Raw genomic sequence first — 23,947 nt, forward strand, 5'->3', positions numbered from 1 at the left:
GAGGGATGGGGTCTTGTTCACGTTGCCGGACTTTCCGTGGGATCGGCTCGCGCCCTACAAGGAGCGGGCCTTGGCGCACGCGGACGGCATCGTCGACCTGTCCGTCGGCACGCCCGTGGACCCCACGCCCGACCCCATCCGGGAAGCCCTGGCAGGCGCCGCCGACGCGCCCGGCTACCCGCAGACCTACGGGACGCCGCGGCTCCGCGAGTCGGTCGCGGGATGGCTGCGCCGCCGCGTGGGCGTGGCCGGCGCCGACCCCGACGCGGTGCTCCCCGTCATCGGCACCAAGGAGCTGGTCGCCTGGCTGCCGACCTTGCTCGGCGCCGGTCCCGGCGACAAGGTCGTCTTCCCCGAGCTGGCCTACCCGACCTACGACGTGGGTGCCCGGCTGGCCGGTGCGGCGCCCGTCGCGACGGACGGGCTGCTGTCCCTCGGCCCGGTCAACCCGAAGATCGTGTGGGTGAACTCGCCGTCCAACCCGACCGGCAAGGTGCTGCCCGCCGAGCACCTGCGCAAGGTCGTCGCCTGGGCGCGCGGCCGGGGCGCGATCGTCGTGAGCGACGAGTGCTACCTGGAGTTCGGCTGGGACGAGGGCAGGCCGCCGATCTCGATCCTGCACCCGGACGTGTGCGAGGGCTCCCACGAGGGGCTGCTCGCGGTCAACTCCCTGTCCAAGCGCTCCAACATGGCGGGCTACCGCGCCGGGATCGTCACCGGCGACCTCGCGCTCGTCAAGCGGCTGCTGGAGGTCCGCAAGCACGCGGGCATGATCGTCCCAGCACCGGTGCAGGCCGCGATGACCGTCGCGTTCGGCGACGACGCGCACGTGGACGAGCAGCGCGCACGGTACGCGCGGCGCCGCGCCACGCTGCGCGCCGCGTTCGAGCGGCACGGGTTCCGCATCGACCACTCCGAGGCGTCCCTCTACCTGTGGGCCACGCGGGACGAGCCGTGCTGGGAGACCGTCGCCCACCTGGCGTCCCTCGGCATCCTCGTCGGACCCGGCGAGTTCTACGGCCCGGCCGGCGCCCGGCACGTCCGGATCGCCTTCACCGCGACCGACGACCGTGTCGGTGCCGCCGCCGCCCGCCTCTGACACCCGTCCTTCGCGGAACCTGACCGTTGTCTACGGATTCCGTGGTTTCCGCATGAAACCGGCTGTTCATTTGATACGTCTGATCGCGATATGGGCATGAGACGCCACAGTCGGTAGGATCCGCTGGTCTGTGACGTCAGATGCGGACGAAACGATGGAGGTGTCCGTGGACAAAGCGGCGATAGTGATCCTGCTGGCGCTGATCCTGGTCGCCTTGGTCGTGCTGATCGTCGTCCTGCTGCGGCGCCGTTCGGGCACGACGGCCCCCGCCCCCGCGCGGGCCGTCCCGCACGACCCGTTCGCCCCCGAGGACCAGGTGGCCGGCGACCCGCGGACCCTCAAGGCCGGCGACATGGTCGAGTACCTCGGCACCCGCTACTTCGTCCGCGGTTCGCTGCGGCTGAAGGAGGGCGGCTTCACCTGGAGCGAGCACCTCCTCGACGCCGACACCATCGAGGGCACCAAGGTGTGGATCTCCGTCGAGGAGGACCCCGATCTCGAGGTCGTCTGGTGGACCGAGCACGACGCGGGCGACCTCAGGCCCGGCGAGAAGACCGTCGTCGTGGACGGCGTCGAGTACCGCCGCGACGAGCACGGCACCGCCGACTACACCAGCGAGGGCACGACCGGCGTCGGCGTCCAGGGCCGGGTCGAGTACGTCGACTACGAGGGCCCGCGCGGGAAGTACCTGTCGTTCGAGCAGTACGGCGGCGGGCAGTGGGAGGCGGGCCTCGGCGAACGCGTCCCGACCGGCTCGATGACGATCTACCCCGGTGGCGGTAGCTGACCTTGCGCGCCACTCTCGAAACCCCCTACGCGGACGCGCGCGCCGACGGGCTGTCGTTCGCGCTCGGACTGCCGCCGCTGGACGCCCTCGCCGTCCTGCCGGTGGAGCGCGCCGGCCTGACCGTGGAGCTGCGCCTGCTCGGCGCGTCCCACCAGGTCATCGCCGGGCCGCTGAGCGAGACGGTGGCGTGCCTGCCGGACGTCACCGAGCCGCTGCCCGGGCGTGCGACGACCTCCGTACCCGGCTGGACGTACGACTTCGCCGCGACGACCGCCGCGCACAGCGACGCGACCGCGTTCGCCCGCGCCGTCGAGGCCGTGTGCGCGCGGCTCGCGGACCGCGGTGACGCGCTGACCGGGGCCTTCCCCGGATCGCCGCACGCCGTCACCGCACTGGCCTTGGAAGACACAGCGCAGGAAGAAGCCGGGCTCGGATGGCGGACCTGGCACGCCTACCCGCAGACCCGGGAGATCGTCATGACGCGGAGCCGGCTGGTGAGACCATCGTGAACAGCAGATACCGGGTGGCCGGGGCCGTTGCCGCCGCCACCGTGACCGTCGCGGCGCTCGGGGGCTGCGGAACCTCGCAGTCGTCGTGGATCGCCGACAAGTACACCAAGACCGGGTCGGGCACGTACCGGTCCGGGAAACCCCCGCAGACGGTCGCCTCGGAGATCGGCCGCAAGTTCAAGCCGATCGACCGGGTGGACGACATGACCACCATGGGCGCGAACGGCGGCATCTTCATGCGCTACCCGAAGCTGGTCGTCGGCGTACTGCCGAACGGGACGGGCAGCCGGATCACTGTCGACAACGCCCGCAGCGGCTACAACCGCCACTACAACCACGTGAGCGGTCGCTGGGCCAGCCCCGGCAGCAACGGATGGACGAGCAGCGGCGCCGCATCCTTCCGCGGCGGCGGGCCAGGGTCGGGTAAATGAGGAGCGACAGATGAACGACATCCTGCACGAGATCGGCGCCACCTTCGCCTACGGCGCGGTCGGCATCGCGCTGATGGCGCTCGGCTACCTGGTGGTGGAGGTGACGACGCCCGGCAGGCTCGGCAAGCAGATCTGGACCGAGGCCAACCGCGGCGCCGCACTCCTGCTGGCGGTCAAGCTGTTCAGCGTCGGCATCATCGTCACCACCGCGATCGTCACCAGCGACAACGACCTGAGCGACGGCCTGGTCGACACCGCGGTGTTCGGCGGCATCGGCATCGTGCTGATGGTCGTCGCGTTCCTGCTGCTGGACGTGCTGACGCCGGGCAAGCTCGGCGCGACGCTCGTCGGGACGGGCGGCGCGGGCACCGCGATCCACCCGGCCGGCTGGGTGGTCGCCGCCGCCGACCTCGGCGTCGCCGCGATCGTGGCCGGGGCGGTCTCCTGACGCCCCGCGACCTGGACCAGGCCGTCCAGCCGGTCGCCCCGGACACGTCCGCGCCCGAGACCGGCGGTCCGGGGCGTCCGCGCGTCCTGCCGCGGGCGGCGCGGGCGCTGGTCCTCGCCGCCGTGTTCACCTGTGCGGCGTGCGGGCTGGTGTACGAGCTGGCCCTGGTCGCGCTGGGCAGCTATCTGGTCGGCAACTCCGTCACCCAGGCGTCGATCGTGCTGTCGGTCATGGTCTTCGCCATGGGCGTCGGGTCACTGCTGGCCAAGCCGCTGCAGGGCCGGGCGGTGGTGGCGTTCGCGGTCGTCGAGGGCGCGCTGGCGCTGGTCGGCGGCGTGTCCGTCCTGGCGCTGTACGCGGCGTTCGCGTGGCTCGACCTGTACGTTCCGGCGCTGGTGGTGGTGTCGTTCGCGGTCGGCGCGCTGATCGGCGCCGAGATCCCGCTGCTGATGACGCTGCTGCAGCGGATCCGCAAGCAGGACGCGGGGTCCGCGGTCGCCGACCTGTTCGCGGCCGACTACGTCGGCGCGCTGATCGGCGGGCTGGCTTTCCCGTTCCTGCTGCTGCCCACGTTCGGGCACATCAAGGGGGCGCTGCTCGTCGGCGTCGTGAACGCGGTCGCCGGGATGGCGGTCGTGCTGTGGCTGTTCCGCCGCCAGGTCGGGCGCGTCGCCCGGATCGGGCTCGCCCTGGGCATGGTCGCGGTCCTCACCGTCCTCGGCGGGACGTACGCGCTCGCGGACCGGTTCGAGGTCACGGCGCGGCAGGCGCTGTACGCCGACCCCATCGCGGTGTCGAAGCGCACGAAGTACCAGGAGATCGTGATCACCCGGCAGGCCGGGCTCGGGGGGGCTTCGGATCTGCGCCTGTTCCTGAACGGCGACCTGCAGTTCTCGTCGGTGGACGAGTACCGGTACCACGAGTCGCTCGTCCACCCGCTGATGTCGGGGCCGCACGGGCGGGTGCTGATCCTCGGCGGCGGGGACGGTCTGGCGCTGCGCGAGGTGCTGCGGTACAAGGACGTCCGGAGCGCGACGCTGGTCGAGCTGGATCCGGAGATGATCCATCTGGCCCGGACGTACAAGCCCCTGGTGTCCCTCAACCGGCACTCGTTCGAGGACCCGCGGGCCAAGGTCGTCAACGCCGACGCGTTCTCCTGGCTGCGCGGCCTGAAAGAGCAGTACGACGCGGTCATCGTGGACATGCCCGACCCCGACGACGTGTCCACGGCCAAGCTGTACTCGGTCGAGTTCTACGGCATGGTGAAGCGGGCGCTGGCGCCGGGCGGGCGGATGGTCGTCCAGTCGGGTTCGCCGTACTTCGCGCCCAAGTCCTTCTGGAGCATCCAGAAGTCGATAGCGGCGGCCGGTCTCGCGACCACTCCGTACCACGTGGACGTGCCGAGCTTCGGCGACTGGGGATACGTCCTGGCGTCCCCCACGAAGAAGGCGCCCGCGCTCAGCCTCTCGCCGGACGCCCCTTCGCTCCGCTTCCTCGACGCGTCGGTCCTCCAGGCGTCGACGGTCTTCCCCAAGGACCGCCGCAGCCGGGATGTCGAGGTCAACACTCTCGTCCACCCTCGCCTGGTGGAGTACGAGGGCCAGGAGTGGAAGAACTCCTAGTCGGGAACCGACGGTCTCGTGGGACGCGACCAGCCGTAGAGGCCCGTCCGGCCGCGCAGCCTCGGAGGGGAGCAGGCCGCGGCCGGCGTAGAACCGCGTGGTTACATTGCTCCTGTATCAGTAATCACTTACCGAGGGAGACCGGCGGATGGGACGGGACATCTACACCGAGGAGCACGAGGCCTTCCGCGACATGGTGCGCTCCTTCATCGCCAAGGAGGCCGCGCCCCACCACGAGCAGTGGGAGAAGGACGGGATCGTCTCGCGCGAGGTGTGGCTGGCGGCGGGACGCGCGGGCCTGCTCGGCATCGACATGCCGGAGGAGTTCGGGGGCGGCGGCAACCCCGACTACCGCTACTACGTGATCATGAACGAGGAGCTGGCGAAGGCCGGCGTCCACGGCCCCGGCTTCGCCGTCCACAACGACATCAACGGCGGCTACCTGCGCCAGCTCTGCACTCCCGAGCAGAAGAAGCGCTGGTTCCCGGGCTACTGCACCGGCGAGATCATCACCGCGATCGCGATGACCGAGCCCGCCGCCGGTTCCGACCTGCAGGGCATCAAGACCACCGCGGTCCGGGACGGCGACCACTACGTGGTGAACGGCTCGAAGACGTTCATCTCCAACGGCATCCTCGCCGACCTGGTCATCGTCGTCGCGAAGACGGACCCGTCCGTCGGCGCGAAGGGCGTCAGCCTCCTCGCCGTCGAGCGCGGCATGGACGGCTTCGAGCGCGGCCGCAACCTCGACAAGGTCGGCATGCACGCCCAGGACACCGCGGAGCTGTTCTTCGACAACGTCCGCGTCCCCGCGTCGAACCTCCTCGGCGAGGAGGGCATGGGGTTCGTCTACCTGATGCGGAACCTCGCCCGCGAGCGCCTGTCCATCGGCGCCACCGCGCAGGCCGCCGCCGAGACCGCGTTCGAGCAGACCCTCGAATACTGCAAGACCCGCGAGGCGTTCGGACGTCCCATCGGCAAGTTCCAGCACCCCCGCTTCACGCTCGCGGAGATGAAGACCGAGCTGACGGTCTCCCGCGCCTTCACCGACGAGTGCATCGTCAAGGAGAGCGAGGGCGAGCTGACCGCCGACGAGGCCGCGATGCTCAAGTGGTGGAACACCGAGCTGCTCAAGCGTGTCGTGGACCGTTGCGTCCAGCTGCACGGCGGCTACGGCTACATGACCGAGTACCCGATCGCCAAGGCCTACCAGGACGTCCGCATCCAGACCATCTTCGGCGGCACCACCGAGATCATGAAAGAGATCATCGGCCGCGGTCTCGGCGTCTAACCCCCCACCGAAGTGGCGGTCAGGAGGGCTTGGGCGGCGGTGCGGGCCTGGCGGGCCGGTTCGGGGGTGTGGTGGACGGCGGCCAGGACGGTCGCGCCGCTGATCAGGATGTGGAGCTGGCCGGCCAGGGTCTCGGAGGCGGTGATCTCGGCGGTCAGGACGCGCAGATAGTCGTGGATGGCGGTCATGTGGTCGGCGACCGCCTGGGCGACCGATTCGGAGTCCTCGCCCAGTTCGCCGAAGGCGTTGTTGAACGCGCATCCACGGAATTCGGGCTGCTGGTACCACTCGTACAGCCAGTCGAAGACCGCGAGGACGCGTGCCTCCGGGGTGGGGCGGTCGGCGGTGTAGGCGCGCAGCGCGGCGCGCGCCCGCTCGTCACGCCTTCGCAGGTACGCCTCCACCAGGGCGGCCTTCGAAGGAAAGGCCCGGTACAGGCGCTTGAGGGGAACCTGGGCGGCGTCGCGAATGCGGTCCATTCCCACCGCCTGGACGCCGTGGGCATAAAACAGGGCGTCAGCGGCGTCTAGCACCCGGACACGGTCCTTTTCAACGGAGCTGGTGTCCATATCCGGCCATCTTCCACATCTTCTTGAAAACGATCGTTCTCGATCATACCTTTCTCAGGAAGAACGCTCGTTCTCGCCTTTGGCGGCAGTGCACCCGACGGGGGAAGGGTCTGCTCCATGCTGCGTATCCACTTCACAAGTGAGGATCTGGGCCGGACGCGGCTGGCCACGGGCCCGGAACCGATGTGGGAGCTCCTGCTCAGCCTGCACAAACTGACCGACGCCGAGGGGCGGATGGTCTTCGACTGCTGGCGAGGGCGCGTCCGGTCCGGGACCGGGGCGGGGCTGCCCGCGTCGGCGCGATGGCTTCCGCACCTCGCGCCACCGGTCGGCTACTCTCCAGACTTCCTGACTCCCGCGCGGCAGGCGGGCGACCTGGGCACGGGCCTGGACCTGGTGCTGGCGACGCCGCGGCGGCGCATCCGCCACGATCTGACCACGCTGGCGGCCCAGCAACCGCTGCGCGGTCCCGTCGCCGAACTGGCCGACGGATCCCGCAGGGCGCTGCACCGGCTCGGGCAAGCGCTGCGCGACTATCACGCGCACGCCCTGGCCCCGTTCTGGAGCCGCATCCGCACCTGCGTGCAGGCCGACCTCACCGTCCGAGGCAAGACCTTCGTGCACTCGGGGATCGAGGCGGTCCTCACCGATCTGCATCCCCAGGCGCGGTGGGATCCGCCGGTGCTGAAGCTGCCCTACAGCAGGGACCACGACATCCACCTGGACGGCCGCGGGGTGCGCCTGCTTCCGTCCTTCTTCTGCTGGGGACGGCCCTTCACCTTCCACGACGCCGGGCTGCCCCCGGTCATCGCCTTCCCCGTCGAGCACGACCTGGACTGGCTGGCCCCGCACCCGCGGCGGGACCCCAGACGCCCCCTGGCCGCGCTGCTGGGCCGCACCCGCACCAGGGTGCTGACCGCGCTGGCCGCCCACGGCGGCTGCACCACCACCGAACTGGCCCGCCGCACCGGGATCTCCCTGGCCTCGGCGAGCCAGCACACCGGCGTGCTCCGCGACGCCGGCCTCATCACCACCGTCCGCCGGGGAGGCCACGTCGTCCACTCCCTGCAACCGGCCGGCGCGTCGCTGATCGACGCCCCCGCGAAGCGGGACCTGCCGGCCTGAAGCACCGGGCCGCCCCCGTGCGGCCCGGTGCTGTTTCTCACTCCCAGGTGATGCCGTGCTCGACGCAGGTGTCCCACCGTCCTTGCGCTTGTCGCACACGGTGAAGTCGCGCTTCGGGCACGGTGCTCACCGCGGTGAAACCGCTCGGGTGTCAGGTTGGGGCGCGTGAACACACATGAGGATGTGGTCGTGCGGCTCGGTTCCGTACTCAAGGCATACGGCGACGTCGCCGCGCTGGACGGGGTGAACCTGGAGATCCGGCGCGGTGACGCCGTCGCGGTGATGGGGCCGTCCGGCAGCGGCAAGTCGACGCTGCTCAATATGGTCGCGGGACTGGACAGGCCCACGTCCGGCACGGTGACGGTGGACGGCGAGGACGTCACCCGGATGGGCGAGGCGGCGCTGGCCCGCTTCCGGCGCCGCCGGGTCGGCATGGTCTTCCAGTTCTTCAACCTGATCGACGATCTGCCGGCGCTGGAGAACGTCGCGCTGGTCGCGCGGCTGGTCGGCGTCCCGGCGCGCAAGGCGCGGGCCCGGGCGCTGGACCTGCTGGACGAGCTCGGCATCGCCGACCGGCGCGACGCCTACCCGGCGGTGCTGAGCGGCGGCGAGCGGCAGCGCGTCGGGGTGGCGCGGGCGCTGGTGAACCGGCCGGCGCTGCTGCTGGCGGACGAGCCGACCGGGGCGCTCGACAGCGCCACCGGCGAGCAGGTCGTCGACCTGCTGCTCGACCTCAACCAGAAGGGGCAGACGGTGCTGCTGGTCACCCATGACCAGGCCCTCGCCATGCGGTGCGCGACCCGGCTGGTCGACTTCATGGACGGCCGGATCGTCCGGGAGACCGTGCCCGAGCGCGGGACCGTCCTCCAGCCCCCACCCACCACCAATCAATCGACGAGCTCCGCTCGGCGGCCCGTCCGATGAGCGCGGTCTGGGCGGCCTCGCGGGCCGGGGTGCGGCGCCGGCGCCTGCAGACGGTCAGCATCGGCGTCGTCGTGGCACTGTCCAGCGCGACCCTCGTGTTCGGGCTCGGCCTGCTGGCCGCCTCGAACTCGCTGTTCGACGACGCCTTCGGCAAGGCCCGCGGAGCGCACGCGACCGTCACCTTCGACGCCGCCAAGGTGACGTCCGAGCGGGCCGCAGCGACCGCGGACGCGTCCGGCGTCACCGCCGCCGCGGGCCCCTTCCGGACGGCCACTCTGCAGCGGACGCGAGGCGGTGGCCCGGTGGAGGACGGAGGCGGCGGTCTCCTCGTCGCCGGGCGGGCCGACCCCGGCGGGCCGGTGGACAGGCTGACGGTCACGTCCGGACGGTGGGCCCGGGCGCCCGGCGAGATCGTGCTCCGGGGCAAGCCCATCGGTCCGCTGCGGCTGGGAAGCAAGGTGGCGTCCCCGGGGCTGCCGGAGCTCACCGTCGTCGGTTTCGCCACGTCGGTGACGAACGCCCGGCCCGGCGACTCCGGGCCGGGCGGCTGGGTGACGCCGAGCCAGATCGGCGCGCTCCGGCCGGACGGGCTGCTGATGGAGTACCGGTTCGCCCGCGCCGCCGACGCGGCCCAGGTCCGGCAGAGCCTGGCCACGGCGACCGCCGGGCTGCCGACGCGGGGCTACGAGTCCTACGTGATCGTCAAGCGGGCGTTCGAGACGAGGTTCGACCAGCTGATCCCGTTCGTCACCGTCTTCGGCGCCCTCGCCATGGCCGTGTCGGTGTTCCTCATCGCCAACGTGGTCAGCGGCGCGGTCATCTCCGGGTACCGGCGCATCGGCGTCATGAAGGCGATCGGCTTCACCCCGGCTCAGGTGACCGCCGCCTACGTCTCGATGGTCATGATCCCGGCGGTGCTCGGCTGCGCGACGGGCCTGGTGGCCGGCCACCTGCTCGCCGCGCGGATGGCGGCCGACCTGGCGGCCGGCTTCGACCTGCCGTCCACGGGCGGCGCCGCCCCCGTGCTGGACGCGGCGGCGGGCGGAGGCGTCCTCGCGGTGGTGGTGCTGGCCTGCCTCCTTCCGGCGCTGCGGGCCGGACGGCTTCCGGCGGTCCAGGCGATCAGCTTGGGAACCGTGTCGCGGCGGGGGAGCGGACGGCGGGCGCAGCGGTGGCTGGCCCGGACCCGGCTGCCCGCTCCGCTCGGGCTGGGGCTGAGCCTGCCCGTGGCGCGTCCCGCCCGGTCGGCGCTCACGCTCGCGGGGCTCTGCCTGGGCGTGACCGCGGTGACCATGGGGGCGGGGCTGCAGCAGACGGCCACGGGCATCATGACGGCGGACACCGAGGGGCACACGTCCGTCCGGGTGGGGGCCATCCCTCGCGCCGATGGGGCGTCGGGGCCGTCCGAGCAGCAGATGTTCGCCGTGGTGCGCTCCCAGCCGGGGACCGCCCATGTGATGTCGTCCGGCGTCGCGGCCGTGACGATCGCGGGGTTCCCTTCAAAGATGGAGGCCGAGACCTACAGCGGGGATTACCGCCCGTTCCTCGGCGACAACCTCGTCCGCGGACGCTGGTTCAACCGCCCCGGCGAGGTCGTGCCCAGCGAGGCGTTCCTGCGGCTCCAGCACCTGGACGTGGGCGACACCCTGACCATGCAGGTGAACAAGAAGCAGGTCACGGCCCGGATCGTGGGCTCGTTCGCCCACCCGGACACCGACCGGCTGATGCTCGACGCGGCGAGCGTTCCCGCCGGGAACGAGCCCGGACCGCGGCCGGTCTCGGTGATCGTGAAACCGGGGACCGATCCGACCGGCTACGCCGGCCGGATCAACGCGACGACGCCGTCCAGCGGACTGTTCGCCGAGGTCAGCTCGCCCGATCTAGGCGGCAGGGTGATCTTCAGCGGTCTCTTCCTGCTGTTCTCGCTGATCATCTGCACGGCGGCAGGGCTCGGGGTGCTGAACAGCGTCGTGCTGAGCGCCCGCGAGCGCAGCCGGGACCTCGGTGTGCTCAAGGCCATCGGGATGTCTCCGCGGCAGGTCGTCCTGATGATGGTGACGTCGATGGCCGCCCTGGGGATCATCGGCGGCGCGATCGGGGTCCCGCTCGGGGTGCTCGCCCACCACGGTGTCGTGGCGCTCACCGGTGACGTGCTCGCCAGCGGGATGGCCGCGTCGTGGATCCACGTCTACTCCTGGCCCCTCCTCACGCCGCTCGCCTGCGCCGGACTGCTCGTCGCCGTCCTCGGAGCCTGGCTGCCCGCCGGCTGGGCCGCCGCCACCCGCACCGCCTCGGTGCTCCGCAGCGAATGAGGCGGCATCGTGGAGGCCACGGTCACCGAGAGCCCGCCGCCGGGGTTCGCCTTGGCCTCCACGGTGCAGTCGTGGGCGCCGGCGATGGCGGCGACGATCGACAGGCCGAGCCCCGCCCCGTCGGCGGGCCCCGTCCGGTCCGCGTGCAGCCTCCGGAACGGCTCGAAGAGCTCGTCCACCTTGCCGGGCGGAACGTCTGGACCGGTGTTGCGGACGACCAGCCCGGCATCCTGCGACAGTTCGACGGAGACGCTCCCGCCGGGATGGTTGTACCGGATCGCGTTCTGCACCAGGTTGGCGACCATCCGGGTGAGCAGGACTTCGTCGCCGGGAATCGTGACCGGTTCCAGAACGGCGGTGACGGTGACACCGTCCTGCTCCGCGAGCGTCAGGTTGTCCTCGACGACCTGCCCGGCCACCACTTCGAGATCCACCGGGCTTCGCGCGTCGAGCCCGCGTTCGCCCTGCGCCAGGACGAGCAGCCCCTCGATCAGCCGCTCGGACCGCAGGGTGTTGCGCAGCATCTCGGCCCGGACCGTGGCGAGCCTTCCGGGCGAGGGATCGGCCAGCCCGACCTCGATTGCGGTCCGCTGGATGGAGAGGGGCGTGCGCAGCTCGTGCGACGCGTTGGCGACGAAGCGGCGCTGGCTGTCGATCGCCTTCTCCAGCCGGTCGAGCATGGCGTCGAAGGTGTCGGCGAGCTCCTTCAGCTCGTTCTGGGGTCCGTCCAGCGCGATGCGTTCGTGCAGGGTGGACAGCGACAGCCGGCGGGCCGTGGCGGTGACGCGGTGCAGCGGCCGCAGCAGCCGCCCGGTGAGCCACCACGACACCGCGAACGCCAGCACGACGATCACCACGATGGCGACCAGGATGACGAGCCGCTGCGAGACCACCAGGCTTTCCTGGAACTCCTCCGGCCCGACGGGCGCCTTCGCTCCCGGCTGCGGAGGGGACGGCGGCGACGGCACGATGACGGTGCAGGGGCCGGGGGCGCGCCGAACGCACGGGACCCCGTCGCTCGGCCTCACGAAGGGGACGTCCCGCACCCGGTCATTGACGATCCTCCGCTGGTACCACAGCACGGCGCTGAGCACCCCCAGGGTGATCACGGCGAAAAGCCCGCCGTAGAGCAGCGTCATCCTGGCCCGCACGGTCATCGGCCTCACAACCGGTACCCGCTTCCCGGCACGGTGACGATGACGGACGGCCGGCCGAGCTTGGCCCGCAGCTTGCTCATGGTCACCTTCACGACGGTGGTGAACGGGTCGGTGTTCTCGTCCCAGGCCCGCTCCAGCAGGGTCTCGGTGCTGACGACCGTGCCCCGCGCCTGCATCAGCACCTCCAGCACCGCGTACTCCTTGCGGGACAGGGGCACATGGCGTCCGTCGCGGTGCACCTGCTGCCGCGCCGTGTCCAGCGTGATGCCGCCGTGCTCCAGCACCGGCGGCAACGGCGGGACGCTTCGCCGGCCCAGCGCGTTGACCCGCGCCACCAGCTCGTCGAAAGCGAAGGGCTTGGCCAGATAGTCGTCCGCGCCCAGATTCAGCCCGTCGACCCGCTCGTGCACCGCCCCCGACGCGGTCAGCATCAGGATGCGCACCGGCTCGCCGCGCCGAGCCAGCTCGCGGCAGATGTCGTCGCCGTGCATCTTGGGCAGATCCCGGTCCAGCACGAGAACGTCGTAGTCATTGACCGTGAGCCGCTCCATGGCCCCGGCCCCGTCGTAGGCGACGTCGACCGCCATCGCCCGCTTGCGCAGCCCTTCGGCCACCAGATCGGCCAGAAACCGCTCGTCCTCGGCCACGAGTATCCGCATCGTCCCATTCCCGCAGAACACTTATAAGCCGACGGTTAACGCTCCGCTAAGATCACGGGCATGGAGGGGACGGCCGCCCGGAACGAGTGGGCCCGCGAGCTGATGCTGAAGCACCTCGAACGCCATGGCGCCGAGCTCACCTCCGCGATCACCACGCGTGAGACCTGGCAGCGGCTCGGGCACCCGGACGTCCTCGACTACGTCGTGAACGCCGACCTCACCCCGCCGCCCGGCCGTCTGATCGCCCACCGGAACCGAGCGTTCGGCCGCCTCTTCCTCGTGGTCAGCCACTTCCCGACCGTCAAGTACCGGAAGATCCGCAAAGAGCTGCTGCCGTCCGGCTACCTCGCCCTGCTGGACCCGATCCTGCACTCGTCGGGATTCTCCGCCGGCGAGGTCGACCTGGGCCACTGGATGCTCCTCAAGGACGAACAGGGCAACCGGGCCGTCACCCTGACCTACCTCCCTGCCAACCGCGAGACGATCCCCTTCCTCCCCTGGGACCTCCTCTCCTCGGAGGAACGCCGCAAGGTGGACCAGTTCATCGCCTGAGCCTGCGGGCGCCGCGAAAGAGCTGCGCGCCGGCGTCGCCACCCGGCCACGCGGTCTGGGTGGCCTGCTTTCCGTGATCGCTGTATAGCGCGGGCCGCAAGGGTCAGGTCAACTCTTGTGAGCACTCCGTACGTGTGCGGTTAAGGCACGTGCGTGTTCTCTCGCGTCCGGGGAAGCATCCGTGTCCGGTCAAGACATGGGTGTGTATTTCGAGTGCGGATGAGGGTCGATGATCCTCCTCTCCCACTCGGAGACCCGTCCATGTCCGGTCAAGGCATGGTGCTCATGTGTGAGCTTGGGCTGACTGCCCTCGCCTCCATCCGGGGAAACGTCCGTGTCCGGTCAAGACACGGGTGTGGTGGATGCGAATGAGGGTCGGGCAAAACCCTCGCCTCGCATCTGTAATCGGTGTCTCAGGCGGAGACACCGAACGTGAGGCCAAAGGTCCGCCTGACCTGAGGCTTCATGCACAACGGTGGGTTTGGAACCCCCCGATGAGGTCGGCGGCCTGGCCGCTGACCTTCCCTTCGATGGGGAGATGTCACTCCCCATCGTCATAGACCCCGGCGTCGGGGAGGGCACTCCTCCTCAGCGCTTCCCAACTACAACGGCAGGGGCTACTCCCTGCCGTTTGTCTTTGCCCGGACGCGGATGCCGGCCCTCTTCCCGTTCATCGAAGCTAGAATTCGCCCGCATGAAGGCAGCGGTGCACGACCGGTACGGGCCTCCGGAAGTCGTTCGGGTCGTCGAGGTGGATGACCCCTCGATCGGAGATCAAGACGTTCTTGTGCGGGTTCACGCGACGACCGTCAACCGGACGGATTGTGGCTACCGGTCGGCCAAACCCTTCTTCATCCGCTTGATCACCGGACTTGCCAAGCCGCGGCGTCGTGTCCTCGGGACCGAGTACGCGGGAGTGGTGGAAGCAGCCGGAGCGGGCGTCACGGCCTTCACCGTCGGCGACCGTGTATTCGGGTACAACGAAGGCGCCTTCGGAACCCATGCCGAGTATCTGTCCGTTCCGCAGGGCGGGGCCATTGCGACCATGCCGACAGGTGTGACCTTCGAGGAGGTCGCTCCTGGTACCGAGGGCGCGCATTACGCACTGTCATTCATTGAGACGGCGGGCGTCCGGGCTGGGTACGACGTGCTCGTCTATGGCGCGACCGGAGCCATAGGCTCGGCGGCGGTGCAGCTCCTGAAGCATCGCGGGGCCACCGTGACAGCGGTGTGTGAAACGGCGCACTTGGAGCTGGTGAAAGGCCTGGGCGCGGACCGGGTCGTCGACTACACGACGCGGGACTTCACCAAAGATGAGCAGAGCTACGACGCGGTGTTCGACGCGGTCGGCAAGAGCACGTTCGGGCGTTGCAGGCGGCTGTTAAAGCCACGCGGGGTATATCTGTCCTCGGATCTGGGGCCCTGGTGGCAGAACATACTCTTGCCGTTGGTCACACCCCTGTTCCGGGGCAGGAAGGTGAAGTTCCCCCTGCCGAAGCAGGGTCAGGACATGGTGCAGAGCTTCCGGGACCTGATCGAAACAGGAGAGTTCAGACCCGTCATCGACCGCCGCTACCCGCTGGACCAGATCGTCGACGCCTACCGGTACGTCGAGACCGGCCGGAAGATCGGCAACGTCGTCATCACCATCGTCCCGGACTGACCTCAACGGACGGTTCGGCAACGGCCCGGTCCGGCTCCGCTGAGCCGACCTGAACGTGCCGGGTACGGGGTGCTGCTGGAGGCGACGGCCCGGGGCTTCCAGCCGAAGACCGACCAGTGGCTGAGGCGGGGTTCGGTGGTGGTCTACTGCGGAGCCGTGATCGCCGTGCTCGGGCCGCCGGCCCTGTGGTCGCCGGGCTGTCGCGGGCCGCGGGTCCGCGACGGGGGCAGGGCGGCGACGAGAGCGGCGCCGAGCGCCACGCAGACCGCGCCTGCGGTGAGGCCTCCCGAGTATCCCAGGACGGTCAGTGTGGCCACCCCGACGGCGCCGCCGATCTGCTGGACGGAGGTGAACAGGGCTGAGCCGAGACCGGCGTTCTCGTCGGTGGTGCCGTCGACCGCGGCTGCGGCCATGACGGGCAGGCTCAGCCCGTTGCCCATGCTCAGTATGAGCATGCCGGGCAGGACGTGGGCGGCGTAGGAGTCGCCGGCCGCTACGCCGGACAGCAGCAGGAGGCCGACGATGTTGACCAGGAAGGCCGACATGAGCGCCCACCGTGTCCCGATCCTGAGCGAGACGCGAGAGGACAGCCACATGCCCGCCAGGATGCCGGCGCCATAGGGCAGGTAGGCGACGCCGGCCAGGAACGGGCGGTACCCCAGAGCGGTTTGAATCTGGATCATCAGCAGGAACGACATCGCGTACATCGCCATCGAGAACAGCAGGGTCGCGCCGTTGGCGACCGTCCGCGTCCGCGAGGCCAGGAACGCTCCGGGCACCAGTGGCGTCGCCGCTCTCGACTCCACTGCCAGGAACGCCACCGCCAAGGCGGTGGACAGCGCGACGGCACCGATGACGACCGGATCGCCCCAGCCGGTCTCTGCGACCCGTAGCAGCCCGTACACCAGCGACACCGCGGCAGCGGTGGCCAGGACCGCGCCGGGGACGTCGAGGCCGCCCCGGCCGGCGGCGCACGACTCGGAGATCAGGCGGGGAAGCAGCAGCAGAGCCACGACGACGACGGGAAGGTTGATGAGGAAGATCCCGCGCCAGGACACCAGGTCGGTCAGCGCTCCCGACAGCACCAGACCCGAGGTTCCGCCCAGGGCCGCGAGCCCGCCCCAGATGCCCAGTGCCCTGGCCCGCTCCTTCGGTCCCGGATACAGCAACGTGACCATCGACATCGCCGCCGGACCGGCCATCGCCGAACCCATGCCCTGTACGAACCGCCCGATGACGAGTTGCCACGGCTCCTGCGCGAGCCCGCAGACCAGGCTGGCCACCCCGAACAGCGCCACGCCGATGAGAAAGACGCGGCGGCGGCCCAGCAGATCCGCCATCCGCCCGCACAACAGGAGCAGCCCGCCGAAGGCCAGGAAGTAGGCGTTGACGACCCAGGGCAGATCGGAGGCGCTGAAGCCCAGCTCATCGCGGATGCTGGGCAAGGCGACGCTCACGACGGTGTCATCGAGCACGAGCATGAACTGGACGAGGCACAACACGATCATTGGCACCCGACGACGCTATGGCGCGCTCCATTTGGCCACAATCCGCCGTGAGGCCAGACTATGTCGCATGGAGGACATCGGTGCGATCATCGTCGGCCGGTTCCCGCTGGCCTCTGGGGAGTGGATCCCTCCGCACAGCCACACCCATCACCAGCTCGCCTGGACCCGGCGCGGCGTCCTCGGCGTCGGTGTGGGCGAGGTGTACTGGGTCCTGCCGCCTGCCCGGGCGCTGTGGCTGCCCGCGGGGGTCACCCATACGACCGGCGCGACCCGCGAAGCGGTCCTGTGCAGCCTCTACCTCGCGCCGGAACGCTGCCCGCTGGACTGGCCCGAGCCAACGGTGGTCGGCATCAACGGCCTGCTGGCCGAGCTGATCGAGTACCTGGCCCGCACCGACCTCGCCGATGACGCGCGGCGGCGCGCCGAGGCTCTCCTGCCCGATCTGCTGCTCCCGCTGCCTACACGTCCCATCGATGTGCCGCACCCCACCGACGAGCGCGTCCGGGTGGTGGCGGCCGCGTTGCTGTCAGACCCGGCCGACCCGCGCAGCCTGGAGGCCCACGCCCGTGCGGCGGGGGTCAGCAGGCGAACGATGACGCGGCTGTTCGTGCGCGACACGGGCATGAGCTTCGACCAGTGGCGCACGCGGGTACGGCTGCGCGCCGCCCTGCCGCTGCTGGCCGAGGGGCGGCCGGTATCGCGGGTGGCGCACGACGTGGGGTATGCCACGGCGAGCGCGTTCCTGGCGGCATTCCGCCGTACGGTCGGCACCACACCCCGGCGCTACCTGCTCAGTCGCTGACCCGCACTGGGATCCGCGTGCTCCGGCGGCTGCGCCCGCACCTCCTGCGCCTGATCGACGCGGAGTTCTACTCCTGCACGCGCCGTGCGGGCTGGCCGCCGTCAGTCAGTTCGACTGAGCTCCCCCGGACGTCAGAGGGCCCCGGAGCCGAGGTGCGACCATTGGTGGCGGCATACTCGCTGGGAAGGACAGCCATGGACTTCAAGCTGGAACTGGTGCAGGTCCCCGTCTCGGACGTCGACCGTGCGAAGACCTTCTACACCGACAAGGTCGGGTTCAACGCCGACCACGACCACCAGGTGAACGAGGAGATCCGCTTCGTCCAGCTGACGCCGCCCGGGTCGGCCTGCTCGATCTCCATTGGCACCGGGCTGGGTGTGGAGATGACGCCGGGCTCCGTCCAGGGCCTGCAGATGGTCGTCGAGGACGCCGAGGCCGCCCGCGCGGAACTGGCCGCCCGAGGCGTCGAGGTCAGCGAGGTGCAGGACTTTCCCTGGGGTCGCTTCGTCTTCTTCAAGGACCCGGACGGCAACGGCTGGAACATCCAGCAGCCGATCGTCCCCGCCTGAGTCTCCGGAGGCGCCTGAGGCGGTGAGAGGCCGGATGCGGTCTTGGGAGTTCTGCAGACCGACTGGACGGTATGTAATGCGGGGGTCTGCCAGAGGAGGATCATGCGCGTCCGTTCCCTTGCCGCCCTTGCCGCTCTCGTTCTCGCCTCGGTCGTTCCGACGAGCGCGGCGCATGCCGATCGGGTTCCCGACGACCAGCCGCTTCCCGGGTACACGATCGACAATCCGCCGCTCGCGCCCGTCCTGGTGCATGGGAAGCCGTCACGGGTGCTGCAGGGCGTCCACCGCCATGCCGCCTATGACATCGAGGTACCGCCGCACTGGAACGGCAAGCTGGCCCTCTATGCGCACGGTTATGCCGGGCAGGGGTTCGTACTGACGGTCGGGCCGCCGCCGTTCGGGCTGCGGCAGCGGCTGCTCGACCAGGGGTACGCGTGGGCGGCGTCCTCCTACTACGACAACGGTTACGACGTCCGGGCGGGTGTGCTGAGCACCCGCGACGTGGCCGAGTTGTTCGCCGACAAGGTGGGACGGCCCAAGCAGCGCATTATCGCCGGCGTCTCGATGGGCGGGCACGTCATCGGACGCTCGCTCGAACAGTTCCCGGGCTACTACGACGGCGCGCTGCCCATGTGCGGGGTGCTCGGCGACGACGAACTGTTCGACTTCTTCCTCGACTACAACGTGGTCGCCCAGGATTTGTCCGGCATCCGCGAATACCCGGTCACGGACCAGTACGCGACGGTGACCGTCCCGAAGATCGAGGCGGCGCTCGGGCTGACCGGTCTGCGGCCGGGCGGGCCGGACACCACGAACGAGCGCGGCAAGCAGTTCCGCTCGGTCGTCATCAACCGGACGGGTGGCAAGCGCCCCGGCGACGTCCAGTCATTCGCGGTTTGGAAGGACTTCCCGTTCACGCTCGCTACGCCCGAGCCACCGGACGCAACCCTGGCCGAGTATCCGGCGCAACTGTCGACCAACCTGTTCACCCGTTATGAGCCGAACGAGCCGGTGAACGTCAACGCGACGGTGCAGCGGGTGCGGGCCGCGAACCTGCCGGCGCGGCTGTCGAACCGGCTGTCGCAGGTGCCGCGCATCAACGGGCGTCCGACCGTGCCCGTGCTGAGCCTGCATGGGCTGGGGGACATGTTCGTCCCGTTCTCCATGGAGCAGATCTACGCGAAGGAGGTCGCGCGGAACCGCCGGTCGGGCCTGCTCGTCCAGCGCGCCATCCGCACGACCCAGCACTGCGAGTTCTCGAACGTGGAAGCGGGGACGGCCTGGGACGATCTCGTCCGCTGGATCGACAGGGGGAGGCGCCCCGCCGGTGACGTGACCACGAAGCCGTCGGTGGTGGCGCGTCCGGACTATGGCTGCCGGTTCAGCGATCCCGCCGCCTACGCGGCCGGGACGGGGACGCGGCGGCTGTTCCCCGCCTGCCCCTAGGGTTCCCCGCCTGCCCCTGGGAGGGTCCGGCCACACGCGCCCGTGGCCGGATCCGCCGGATCACAGGTCGGTGGCGATGATCTTCTCGATGTTGCGTTCGGCGAGGGCGGTGATCGTGACGAACGGGTTGACGCTGGTGTTGCCCGGGATGAGCGAGCCGTCGATGGCGTAGAGGCCGGAGTAGCCGCGCAGCCGGCCGTAGTTGTCGGTCGCCTTGTTCAGGACGGCGCCGCCGAGCGGATGGTAGGTGAGGTGGTCGCCCCAAATCTTGTAGGCGCCGAAGAGGTCGGTTCGGTAGATCGTGCCCTCCTTGCTGTTGATCTTGTCGAAGATCGTCTTGGCCATGTCGATGCTGGTCTGCTTCCAGGCGGTCTGCCAGTTCAGCCCGACCTGCCCGGTCGCCGCGTTCCAGGAGAACTCGGCGCGGCGCGGGGTGTTGGTGATCGACAGGTAGAACGAGGCGTACGTCTCGATCCCGGTGGGCAGCGGCGCGACCTCGGCGAACGCCCCGCCGGCGTCCCAGTTGTCGATGCCGCCGGTGGGCATGGCCGACTGCAGGCTGCCGGTCGGGTCCCACAGGTGGTTGGCGCGGCCGCACATGACGTTGCCGTTGTCGCCCCAGCCCTTGCCGATCTCGGCGTTCAGGGCGGGCAGCGCGCCGGTCGCCTTCAGCTTGACCAGCAGCTTGCTGGTGCCGACGCTGCCGGCCGCGAAGAACACCCGGTCGGCGGTCACCGTCTTTGTGGCCACGACGGTCCCGGTCGTGTCGATCTGCTCGATGACGACCGTGTACCCGCCGCCGGACGCGGGGGACACCGACGTCACCCTGTGCTGCGGCGAGATGGCGACCCGGCCCGTCGCCTTCGCCTGCGCCAGATAGGTCTTCTGCAGTGACTTCTTGCCGTAGTTGTTGCCGTAGAGGATCTCCGCGTCCAGCGCGGACTTCGGCACGGCGCCCGCCGCCTCCTGCTTCATGTAGTTGAAGTCGTACACGTTCGGGACGTAGACGAACTCGAACCCGGACCGCTGGGCGTGCTTCCGTCCGACCCGCGCGAACTGGTAGCAGTCGGTGGTGTCGAACCAGGCCCGGTCGATCTCGTTGACGCCGAGCCCGGAGTTGGCGCGCGGGTAGTAGACGTTGTACATCTCATCGGCGTTCACCGAGGGGAGTACCGCGCTGAACCGCGAGCGCTTGGGCGTGACCGCCATCCCGCCGTTGACGAGCGAGCCGCCGCCGACGCCGCGCCCCTGGTAGACGAGGATGCCGCCGAAGTCCTCGGCGTCGAGGATCCCGGTGTAGCGGGGGACGTCCTTGTCGATGGGGAAGCCGAGGAAGTTGCTGATCGGCTGCTTGGTCCGCGTCCTCAGCCAGAAGGACCGGTAGTCGGGCGAACGGGTGTTGGCGAAGATCTTGCCGTCCGAGCCGGGGGTGTCCCAGGCCATGCCCATCTCGACCATGTGGACGTCGACGCCCGCCTGGGCGAGGCGCAGCGCGGCGACCGAGCCGCCGTAGCCGGTGCCGATGACCAGGACCGGGACGTGGGCGCCGTTGCCGATCGGCGCCGGTGCCGGGGCCGCCGCGGCGGCGGTCCGGCCCATCATCCCCAGCCCGAGGATAGAACCGGTTCCAACGATGAACCCGCGACGGGACACGCCGGGAGGCGCGGTGGAGTCACGCATGTGACCTCCCTCACTCTGAATGAGATTGAAACGTGTTCTACCTGGAAACGTGAGGTACGTCACCGGCTACCGAAAGGTAGATTCGTGTCCACAAGTGGCTACCAAGTGCTTGCTTGGGAATGTGTTACATTCCGCGCATGATCTCCGCGATCGTCTGGGGCACGGGCAACGTGGGACGGCTGGCCGTCCGGGCCGTCGAGGCCCACCCCACGCTGAAGCTCACCGGCGTGATCGTGCACGATCCCGGCAAGATCGGCCGGGACGCGGGCGACCTCGCCGGCCTCGGCCACACCCTGGGCGTCGTCGCGACCGCCGATGTCGACGCAGTCCTCGCGACCGGCCCGCAGGCCGTGGTGTACGCGGCCTCAGGCGACATCCGCCCGGACGACGCTCTCGCCGACGTCCTCAAGGCGGTCCGCGCCGGCGCCGCGGTCGTCACCCCGGCGCTGTACGCGCTCTACGACCAGCGCAACGCGCCGCCCGAGATGCGGGGCGAGGTGCTGGACGCCGTCGCCGAGGGCGGCGGCTCCCTGTTCGTCTCGGGGATCGACCCCGGCTGGGGCAACGACGTCCTGCCTCTGCTGATCAGTGGACTCGGCGGCACCATCGACGTCGTCCGCTGCCAGGAGATCTTCGACTACTCCACCTATGACCAGCCCGACTCCGTCCGCTACCTGGTCGGCATGGGGCAGCCGATGGACTACGAGCCGCCGATGCTCGCGGCGACCGTCCCGACCATGGTGTGGGGCGGGCAGGTCAGGCTGATGGCCCGCGCGCTGGGCGTCGAACTGGACGAGATCCGCGAGACCCTCGACCGGCGCCCGCTCGACGACACCGTGACCACCGCGTCCATGGGCGACTTCGAGAAGGGCACGCAGGGCGCGGTGCGGTTCGAGGTGCAGGGCATCGTCGACGGTGAACCCCGCATCGTGGTCGAGCACGTCACCCGCATCCACCCGTCCTGTGCGCCCGACTGGCCCAGGCCACCGGACGGCGACGGGGCGCACCGCGTCATCATCGAGGGCGTTCCGCGCATCGAGGTCACGGTCGAGGCCACCGACGAGCACGGGAACCGGGCCGCGGGCGGCAACGCGACCGCCGTCGGACGCCTGGTGAACGCCGTCGACTGGCTCGTGGACGCCGAACCCGGCCTCTACGACGCGCTCGACGTTCCCGTACGTCCCGCCGTCGGCAAGCTCGGAAGGACCCGCCCGTGAACATCGACGTCCCCGAGGGCAAGGACCCGATCCAGTACGTGTGGGGCGAGATGGTGCCCGGCATCGGCCCCGCCGCCTCGAAGCTCTCCCTCGCCGTCTACGCGCACACCACCCTCGGCCTCCGCGAGTTCGAGGCCGCCCGGCTGCGCATCGCCCAGATCAACGGCTGCATGTTCTGCCTCGACTGGCGGACGGAACGCGAAGGCGAGAAGGTCGAGGAGGAGTTCGCCGACGCGGTGACCGAATGGCGCACCACCGCCGCCTTCGACGACCGCACCCGCCTCGCCGCCGAGTACGCCGAACGCTACGCCCTCGACCACCACGGCCTGGACGAGGAGTTCTGGACCCGGATGACCGCGCACTACACCCAGACCGAGATCGTGGAGCTGAGCATGTGCATCGGCTCCTGGCTGGCGTTCGGCCGCCTCAACCGCATCCTCGGCCTGGACGCCATGTGCATTCTGCCCAAACCCTGACATGGGCCGGGCCCGGCGCCACCCCGCGCCGGGCCCGAGTCTCCGGTAGGTCAGGCGGCCTTCTCCGCAGGGGTGTAGTGGGACGCGTCGTCGCCCTCCAGCCGGTAGCTCTCCTTGCCGTCCACGCCCACCGGGATGCCGCCGGCGACGGTGACCCGGTGCAGCAGCCGCGGCAGGTCGCCGTAGTCGTCCGGCGCGTAGTGCTGGGTGATCCGGTTGTCGAACACGACGAGGTCGCCCGGCTGCCACACCCAGCGCAGGACGTTCTCCGGACGGGTGACGTACGACTGCAGGATGTCCAGGATCGCCCGTCCCTCGCGTGACGAGAGCCCGACGATCTTCTGCGCGAATCCCCCGATGTAGAGGTTCCGCTCGCTCGACTCCGGGTGCACCCGGACGACCGGATGCGCGGTCTTCCACGTCCGGGACACGAACGCCTTGCGGTGCTCGGCCACCTTGTCGGGGTCGCCGCCGCTGCCGCCGGGCCGGACGTAGTCGTAGTCGTTGGTGTGGACGGCCCACAGGCGGTCGGCGAGCGCACGCAGCTCCTCCGGCAGGTCCTTGTAGGCGGCGGCCGTGTTGGCGATCAGGGTGTTGCCGCCGTAGGGCGGGATGACGAGGCCGCGCAGCGTGCTGATCTTCGGTGGGGACTGGATGAACGTGACGTCGGTGTGCCACTGGTTGGACCGCCCCGACTCGCTGTCCACCGGCAGGATCTCGGGCCGTCCGTCGACGGCCGGCACGGTGGGATGCGCGCCGGTGAGCGGCCCGAACCGGCCGGCGAACGCGAGCTGGTCGTCGTCGGACAGCTCCTGGCCGCGGAAGCCCAGGACCTTGTGCTCCAGCAGCGCGGAATGGATCTCACCGAAGATCTCGTCGGACAGGTCGCGCACGTCGACGCCGACGACCTCGGCGCCGATGCGACCCCCGACCTTGCGGATGTCGAACTCGGACATTGGCTACCTCTTCTCAGGGGGACGGACACCGTGGAGCTCCACCGAGCCGTAGCGAACCACGACCTGGAATCCAAAGTCAACTATTCCGATTGACTTAGTAGGAAATAGGCGTCATAGTCGCACCAGTCCATCCATCCAGGGAGAT

At 70.1% G+C, this 23,947-nt stretch carries 22 protein-coding genes and 1 pseudogene; 17 read left to right on the top strand and 6 right to left on the bottom strand.

Annotation, left to right across the window (positions count from 1 at the left end; genetic code table 11):
• The first annotated feature begins 13 nt into the window (after window positions 1-13).
• From dapC to ACQPXG_RS10540, 7 genes are all read left to right on the top strand, one after another.
• A complete protein-coding gene (dapC, locus tag ACQPXG_RS10510; protein WP_433467449.1) occupies window positions 14-1,099 on the top strand; it encodes a succinyldiaminopimelate transaminase in 1,086 nt (361 codons plus the stop codon).
• 166 nt (window positions 1,100-1,265) lie between these two features.
• The gene (locus tag ACQPXG_RS10515) at window positions 1,266-1,886 is read left to right on the top strand and encodes a DUF4178 domain-containing protein (protein ID WP_433467450.1); all 621 of its coding nucleotides are present in this window, start codon (window positions 1,266-1,268) and stop codon (window positions 1,884-1,886) included.
• A gap of 2 nt (window positions 1,887-1,888) precedes the next feature.
• Window positions 1,889-2,395, top strand: a complete 507-nt coding sequence (locus ACQPXG_RS10520; RefSeq protein WP_433467451.1) for a DUF2617 family protein — start codon at window positions 1,889-1,891, stop codon at window positions 2,393-2,395.
• Window positions 2,392-2,826, top strand: a complete 435-nt coding sequence (locus ACQPXG_RS10525; RefSeq protein WP_433467452.1) for a DUF4247 domain-containing protein — start codon at window positions 2,392-2,394, stop codon at window positions 2,824-2,826. The genes ACQPXG_RS10520 and ACQPXG_RS10525 overlap by 4 nt, the downstream gene beginning before the upstream one ends.
• A 10-nt stretch (window positions 2,827-2,836) precedes the next feature.
• Complete coding sequence (locus tag ACQPXG_RS10530) at window positions 2,837-3,274, top strand: DUF350 domain-containing protein (RefSeq protein WP_433467453.1); 438 nt, start codon at window positions 2,837-2,839, stop codon at window positions 3,272-3,274.
• A gap of 86 nt (window positions 3,275-3,360) precedes the next feature.
• A complete protein-coding gene (locus ACQPXG_RS10535) occupies window positions 3,361-4,896 on the top strand; it encodes a polyamine aminopropyltransferase (RefSeq protein WP_433469937.1) in 1,536 nt (511 codons plus the stop codon).
• 148 nt (window positions 4,897-5,044) lie between these two features.
• Complete coding sequence (locus ACQPXG_RS10540) at window positions 5,045-6,187, top strand: acyl-CoA dehydrogenase family protein (RefSeq protein WP_433467454.1); 1,143 nt, start codon at window positions 5,045-5,047, stop codon at window positions 6,185-6,187.
• Here ACQPXG_RS10540 and ACQPXG_RS10545 read toward each other — a convergent pair.
• Window positions 6,184-6,756 carry a TetR/AcrR family transcriptional regulator gene (locus ACQPXG_RS10545; RefSeq protein WP_433467455.1) on the bottom strand — a complete coding sequence of 191 codons (573 nt, stop codon included), beginning with the start codon at window positions 6,754-6,756 and terminating at the stop codon, window positions 6,184-6,186. The two genes, ACQPXG_RS10540 and ACQPXG_RS10545, sit on opposite strands and share 4 nt — an antisense overlap.
• Before the next feature lie 117 nt (window positions 6,757-6,873).
• Here ACQPXG_RS10545 and ACQPXG_RS10550 point away from each other — a divergent pair, with 117 nt between their 5' ends.
• The 3 genes and pseudogenes from ACQPXG_RS10550 to ACQPXG_RS10560 form a co-directional block, all read left to right on the top strand.
• Window positions 6,874-7,881 carry a MarR family transcriptional regulator gene (locus ACQPXG_RS10550; protein WP_433467456.1) on the top strand — a complete coding sequence of 336 codons (1,008 nt, stop codon included), beginning with the start codon at window positions 6,874-6,876 and terminating at the stop codon, window positions 7,879-7,881.
• Window positions 7,882-8,046: 165 nt separating this feature from the next.
• A complete protein-coding gene (locus ACQPXG_RS10555) occupies window positions 8,047-8,805 on the top strand; it encodes an ABC transporter ATP-binding protein (RefSeq protein WP_433467457.1) in 759 nt (252 codons plus the stop codon).
• Window positions 8,806-9,401: 596 nt separating this feature from the next.
• Window positions 9,402-11,009: pseudogene (locus ACQPXG_RS10560) on the top strand (FtsX-like permease family protein); the annotation flags it as partial.
• Here the strand turns inward: ACQPXG_RS10560 and ACQPXG_RS10565 are convergent.
• Together ACQPXG_RS10565 and ACQPXG_RS10570 are read right to left on the bottom strand one after the other, a co-directional pair.
• Complete coding sequence (locus ACQPXG_RS10565; RefSeq protein WP_433467458.1) at window positions 10,994-12,274, bottom strand: sensor histidine kinase; 1,281 nt, start codon at window positions 12,272-12,274, stop codon at window positions 10,994-10,996. The pseudogene ACQPXG_RS10560 and the gene ACQPXG_RS10565 overlap by 16 nt on opposite strands.
• Before the next feature lie 5 nt (window positions 12,275-12,279).
• A complete protein-coding gene (locus ACQPXG_RS10570; protein ID WP_433467459.1) occupies window positions 12,280-12,933 on the bottom strand; it encodes a response regulator transcription factor in 654 nt (217 codons plus the stop codon).
• Window positions 12,934-12,993: 60 nt separating this feature from the next.
• Between ACQPXG_RS10570 and ACQPXG_RS10575 the strand changes: the two genes are divergently transcribed.
• Window positions 12,994-13,485 (top strand): hypothetical protein, encoded by a 492-nt coding sequence (locus ACQPXG_RS10575; RefSeq protein WP_433467460.1) that lies wholly within the window; start codon window positions 12,994-12,996, stop codon window positions 13,483-13,485.
• A 694-nt stretch (window positions 13,486-14,179) separates the two neighbouring features.
• The gene (locus ACQPXG_RS10580; protein ID WP_433467461.1) at window positions 14,180-15,148 is read left to right on the top strand and encodes an NAD(P)-dependent alcohol dehydrogenase; all 969 of its coding nucleotides are present in this window, start codon (window positions 14,180-14,182) and stop codon (window positions 15,146-15,148) included.
• Window positions 15,149-15,291: 143 nt separating this feature from the next.
• Here ACQPXG_RS10580 and ACQPXG_RS10585 read toward each other — a convergent pair whose 3' ends face one another.
• Window positions 15,292-16,656: an MFS transporter gene (locus ACQPXG_RS10585; RefSeq protein WP_433469938.1), complete on the bottom strand. Its 1,365-nt coding sequence runs from the start codon at window positions 16,654-16,656 to the stop codon at window positions 15,292-15,294.
• A gap of 67 nt (window positions 16,657-16,723) precedes the next feature.
• Between ACQPXG_RS10585 and ACQPXG_RS10590 the strand changes: the two genes are divergently transcribed.
• From ACQPXG_RS10590 to ACQPXG_RS10600, 3 genes are all read left to right on the top strand, one after another.
• Window positions 16,724-17,458, top strand: coding sequence for an AraC family transcriptional regulator (locus ACQPXG_RS10590; protein ID WP_433467462.1), 735 nt, complete (start codon window positions 16,724-16,726; stop codon window positions 17,456-17,458).
• A gap of 194 nt (window positions 17,459-17,652) precedes the next feature.
• Window positions 17,653-18,027, top strand: coding sequence for a glyoxalase superfamily protein (locus ACQPXG_RS10595; RefSeq protein ID WP_433467463.1), 375 nt, complete (start codon window positions 17,653-17,655; stop codon window positions 18,025-18,027).
• A gap of 102 nt (window positions 18,028-18,129) precedes the next feature.
• Entirely contained in the window at window positions 18,130-19,473 is a 1,344-nt protein-coding gene (locus ACQPXG_RS10600) for a hypothetical protein (protein ID WP_433467464.1), read from the top strand.
• A 60-nt stretch (window positions 19,474-19,533) separates the two neighbouring features.
• On the opposite strand, the gene ACQPXG_RS10605 is transcribed toward ACQPXG_RS10600, so the two are convergent.
• Entirely contained in the window at window positions 19,534-21,153 is a 1,620-nt protein-coding gene (locus ACQPXG_RS10605) for a GMC oxidoreductase (RefSeq protein WP_433467465.1), read from the bottom strand.
• A gap of 137 nt (window positions 21,154-21,290) precedes the next feature.
• Here ACQPXG_RS10605 and ACQPXG_RS10610 point away from each other — a divergent pair, with 137 nt between their 5' ends.
• Window positions 21,291-22,370: an NAD(P)H-dependent amine dehydrogenase family protein gene (locus ACQPXG_RS10610; RefSeq protein WP_433467466.1), complete on the top strand. Its 1,080-nt coding sequence runs from the start codon at window positions 21,291-21,293 to the stop codon at window positions 22,368-22,370.
• Window positions 22,367-22,846: a carboxymuconolactone decarboxylase family protein gene (locus ACQPXG_RS10615; protein WP_433467467.1), complete on the top strand. Its 480-nt coding sequence runs from the start codon at window positions 22,367-22,369 to the stop codon at window positions 22,844-22,846. Before ACQPXG_RS10610 ends, ACQPXG_RS10615 begins: the two co-directional genes overlap by 4 nt.
• Window positions 22,847-22,896: 50 nt before the next feature.
• On the opposite strand, the gene ACQPXG_RS10620 is transcribed toward ACQPXG_RS10615, so the two are convergent.
• Window positions 22,897-23,802, bottom strand: a complete 906-nt coding sequence (locus ACQPXG_RS10620; RefSeq protein ID WP_433467468.1) for a TauD/TfdA dioxygenase family protein — start codon at window positions 23,800-23,802, stop codon at window positions 22,897-22,899.
• Window positions 23,803-23,947: the final 145 nt, after the last annotated feature.

Source organism: Spirillospora sp. CA-128828, assembly GCF_050945415.1.
GTDB lineage: Bacteria > Actinomycetota > Actinomycetes > Streptosporangiales > Streptosporangiaceae > Spirillospora.

What these genes read in the sequence shown, in the direction of transcription:
- ACQPXG_RS10540 (WP_433467454.1), top strand. Translation starts at nt 5,045, where the DNA reads ATGGGACGGGACATCTACACCGAGGAGCACGAGGCCTTCCGCGACATG.
- ACQPXG_RS10550 (WP_433467456.1), top strand. Translation starts at nt 6,874, where the DNA reads ATGCTGCGTATCCACTTCACAAGTGAGGATCTGGGCCGGACGCGGCTG.
- ACQPXG_RS10600 (WP_433467464.1), top strand. Translation starts at nt 18,130, where the DNA reads ATGCGCGTCCGTTCCCTTGCCGCCCTTGCCGCTCTCGTTCTCGCCTCG.
- ACQPXG_RS10610 (WP_433467466.1), top strand. Translation starts at nt 21,291, where the DNA reads ATGATCTCCGCGATCGTCTGGGGCACGGGCAACGTGGGACGGCTGGCC.
- ACQPXG_RS10575 (WP_433467460.1), top strand. Translation starts at nt 12,994, where the DNA reads ATGGAGGGGACGGCCGCCCGGAACGAGTGGGCCCGCGAGCTGATGCTG.
- ACQPXG_RS10580 (WP_433467461.1), top strand. Translation starts at nt 14,180, where the DNA reads ATGAAGGCAGCGGTGCACGACCGGTACGGGCCTCCGGAAGTCGTTCGG.
- ACQPXG_RS10530 (WP_433467453.1), top strand. Translation starts at nt 2,837, where the DNA reads ATGAACGACATCCTGCACGAGATCGGCGCCACCTTCGCCTACGGCGCG.
- ACQPXG_RS10605 (WP_433467465.1), bottom strand. Translation starts at nt 21,153, where the DNA reads ATGCGTGACTCCACCGCGCCTCCCGGCGTGTCCCGTCGCGGGTTCATC.
- ACQPXG_RS10620 (WP_433467468.1), bottom strand. Translation starts at nt 23,802, where the DNA reads ATGTCCGAGTTCGACATCCGCAAGGTCGGGGGTCGCATCGGCGCCGAG.
- ACQPXG_RS10545 (WP_433467455.1), bottom strand. Translation starts at nt 6,756, where the DNA reads ATGGACACCAGCTCCGTTGAAAAGGACCGTGTCCGGGTGCTAGACGCC.
- ACQPXG_RS10565 (WP_433467458.1), bottom strand. Translation starts at nt 12,274, where the DNA reads ATGACCGTGCGGGCCAGGATGACGCTGCTCTACGGCGGGCTTTTCGCC.
- ACQPXG_RS10590 (WP_433467462.1), top strand. Translation starts at nt 16,724, where the DNA reads ATGGAGGACATCGGTGCGATCATCGTCGGCCGGTTCCCGCTGGCCTCT.
- ACQPXG_RS10570 (WP_433467459.1), bottom strand. Translation starts at nt 12,933, where the DNA reads ATGCGGATACTCGTGGCCGAGGACGAGCGGTTTCTGGCCGATCTGGTG.
- ACQPXG_RS10585 (WP_433469938.1), bottom strand. Translation starts at nt 16,656, where the DNA reads ATGATCGTGTTGTGCCTCGTCCAGTTCATGCTCGTGCTCGATGACACC.
- ACQPXG_RS10595 (WP_433467463.1), top strand. Translation starts at nt 17,653, where the DNA reads ATGGACTTCAAGCTGGAACTGGTGCAGGTCCCCGTCTCGGACGTCGAC.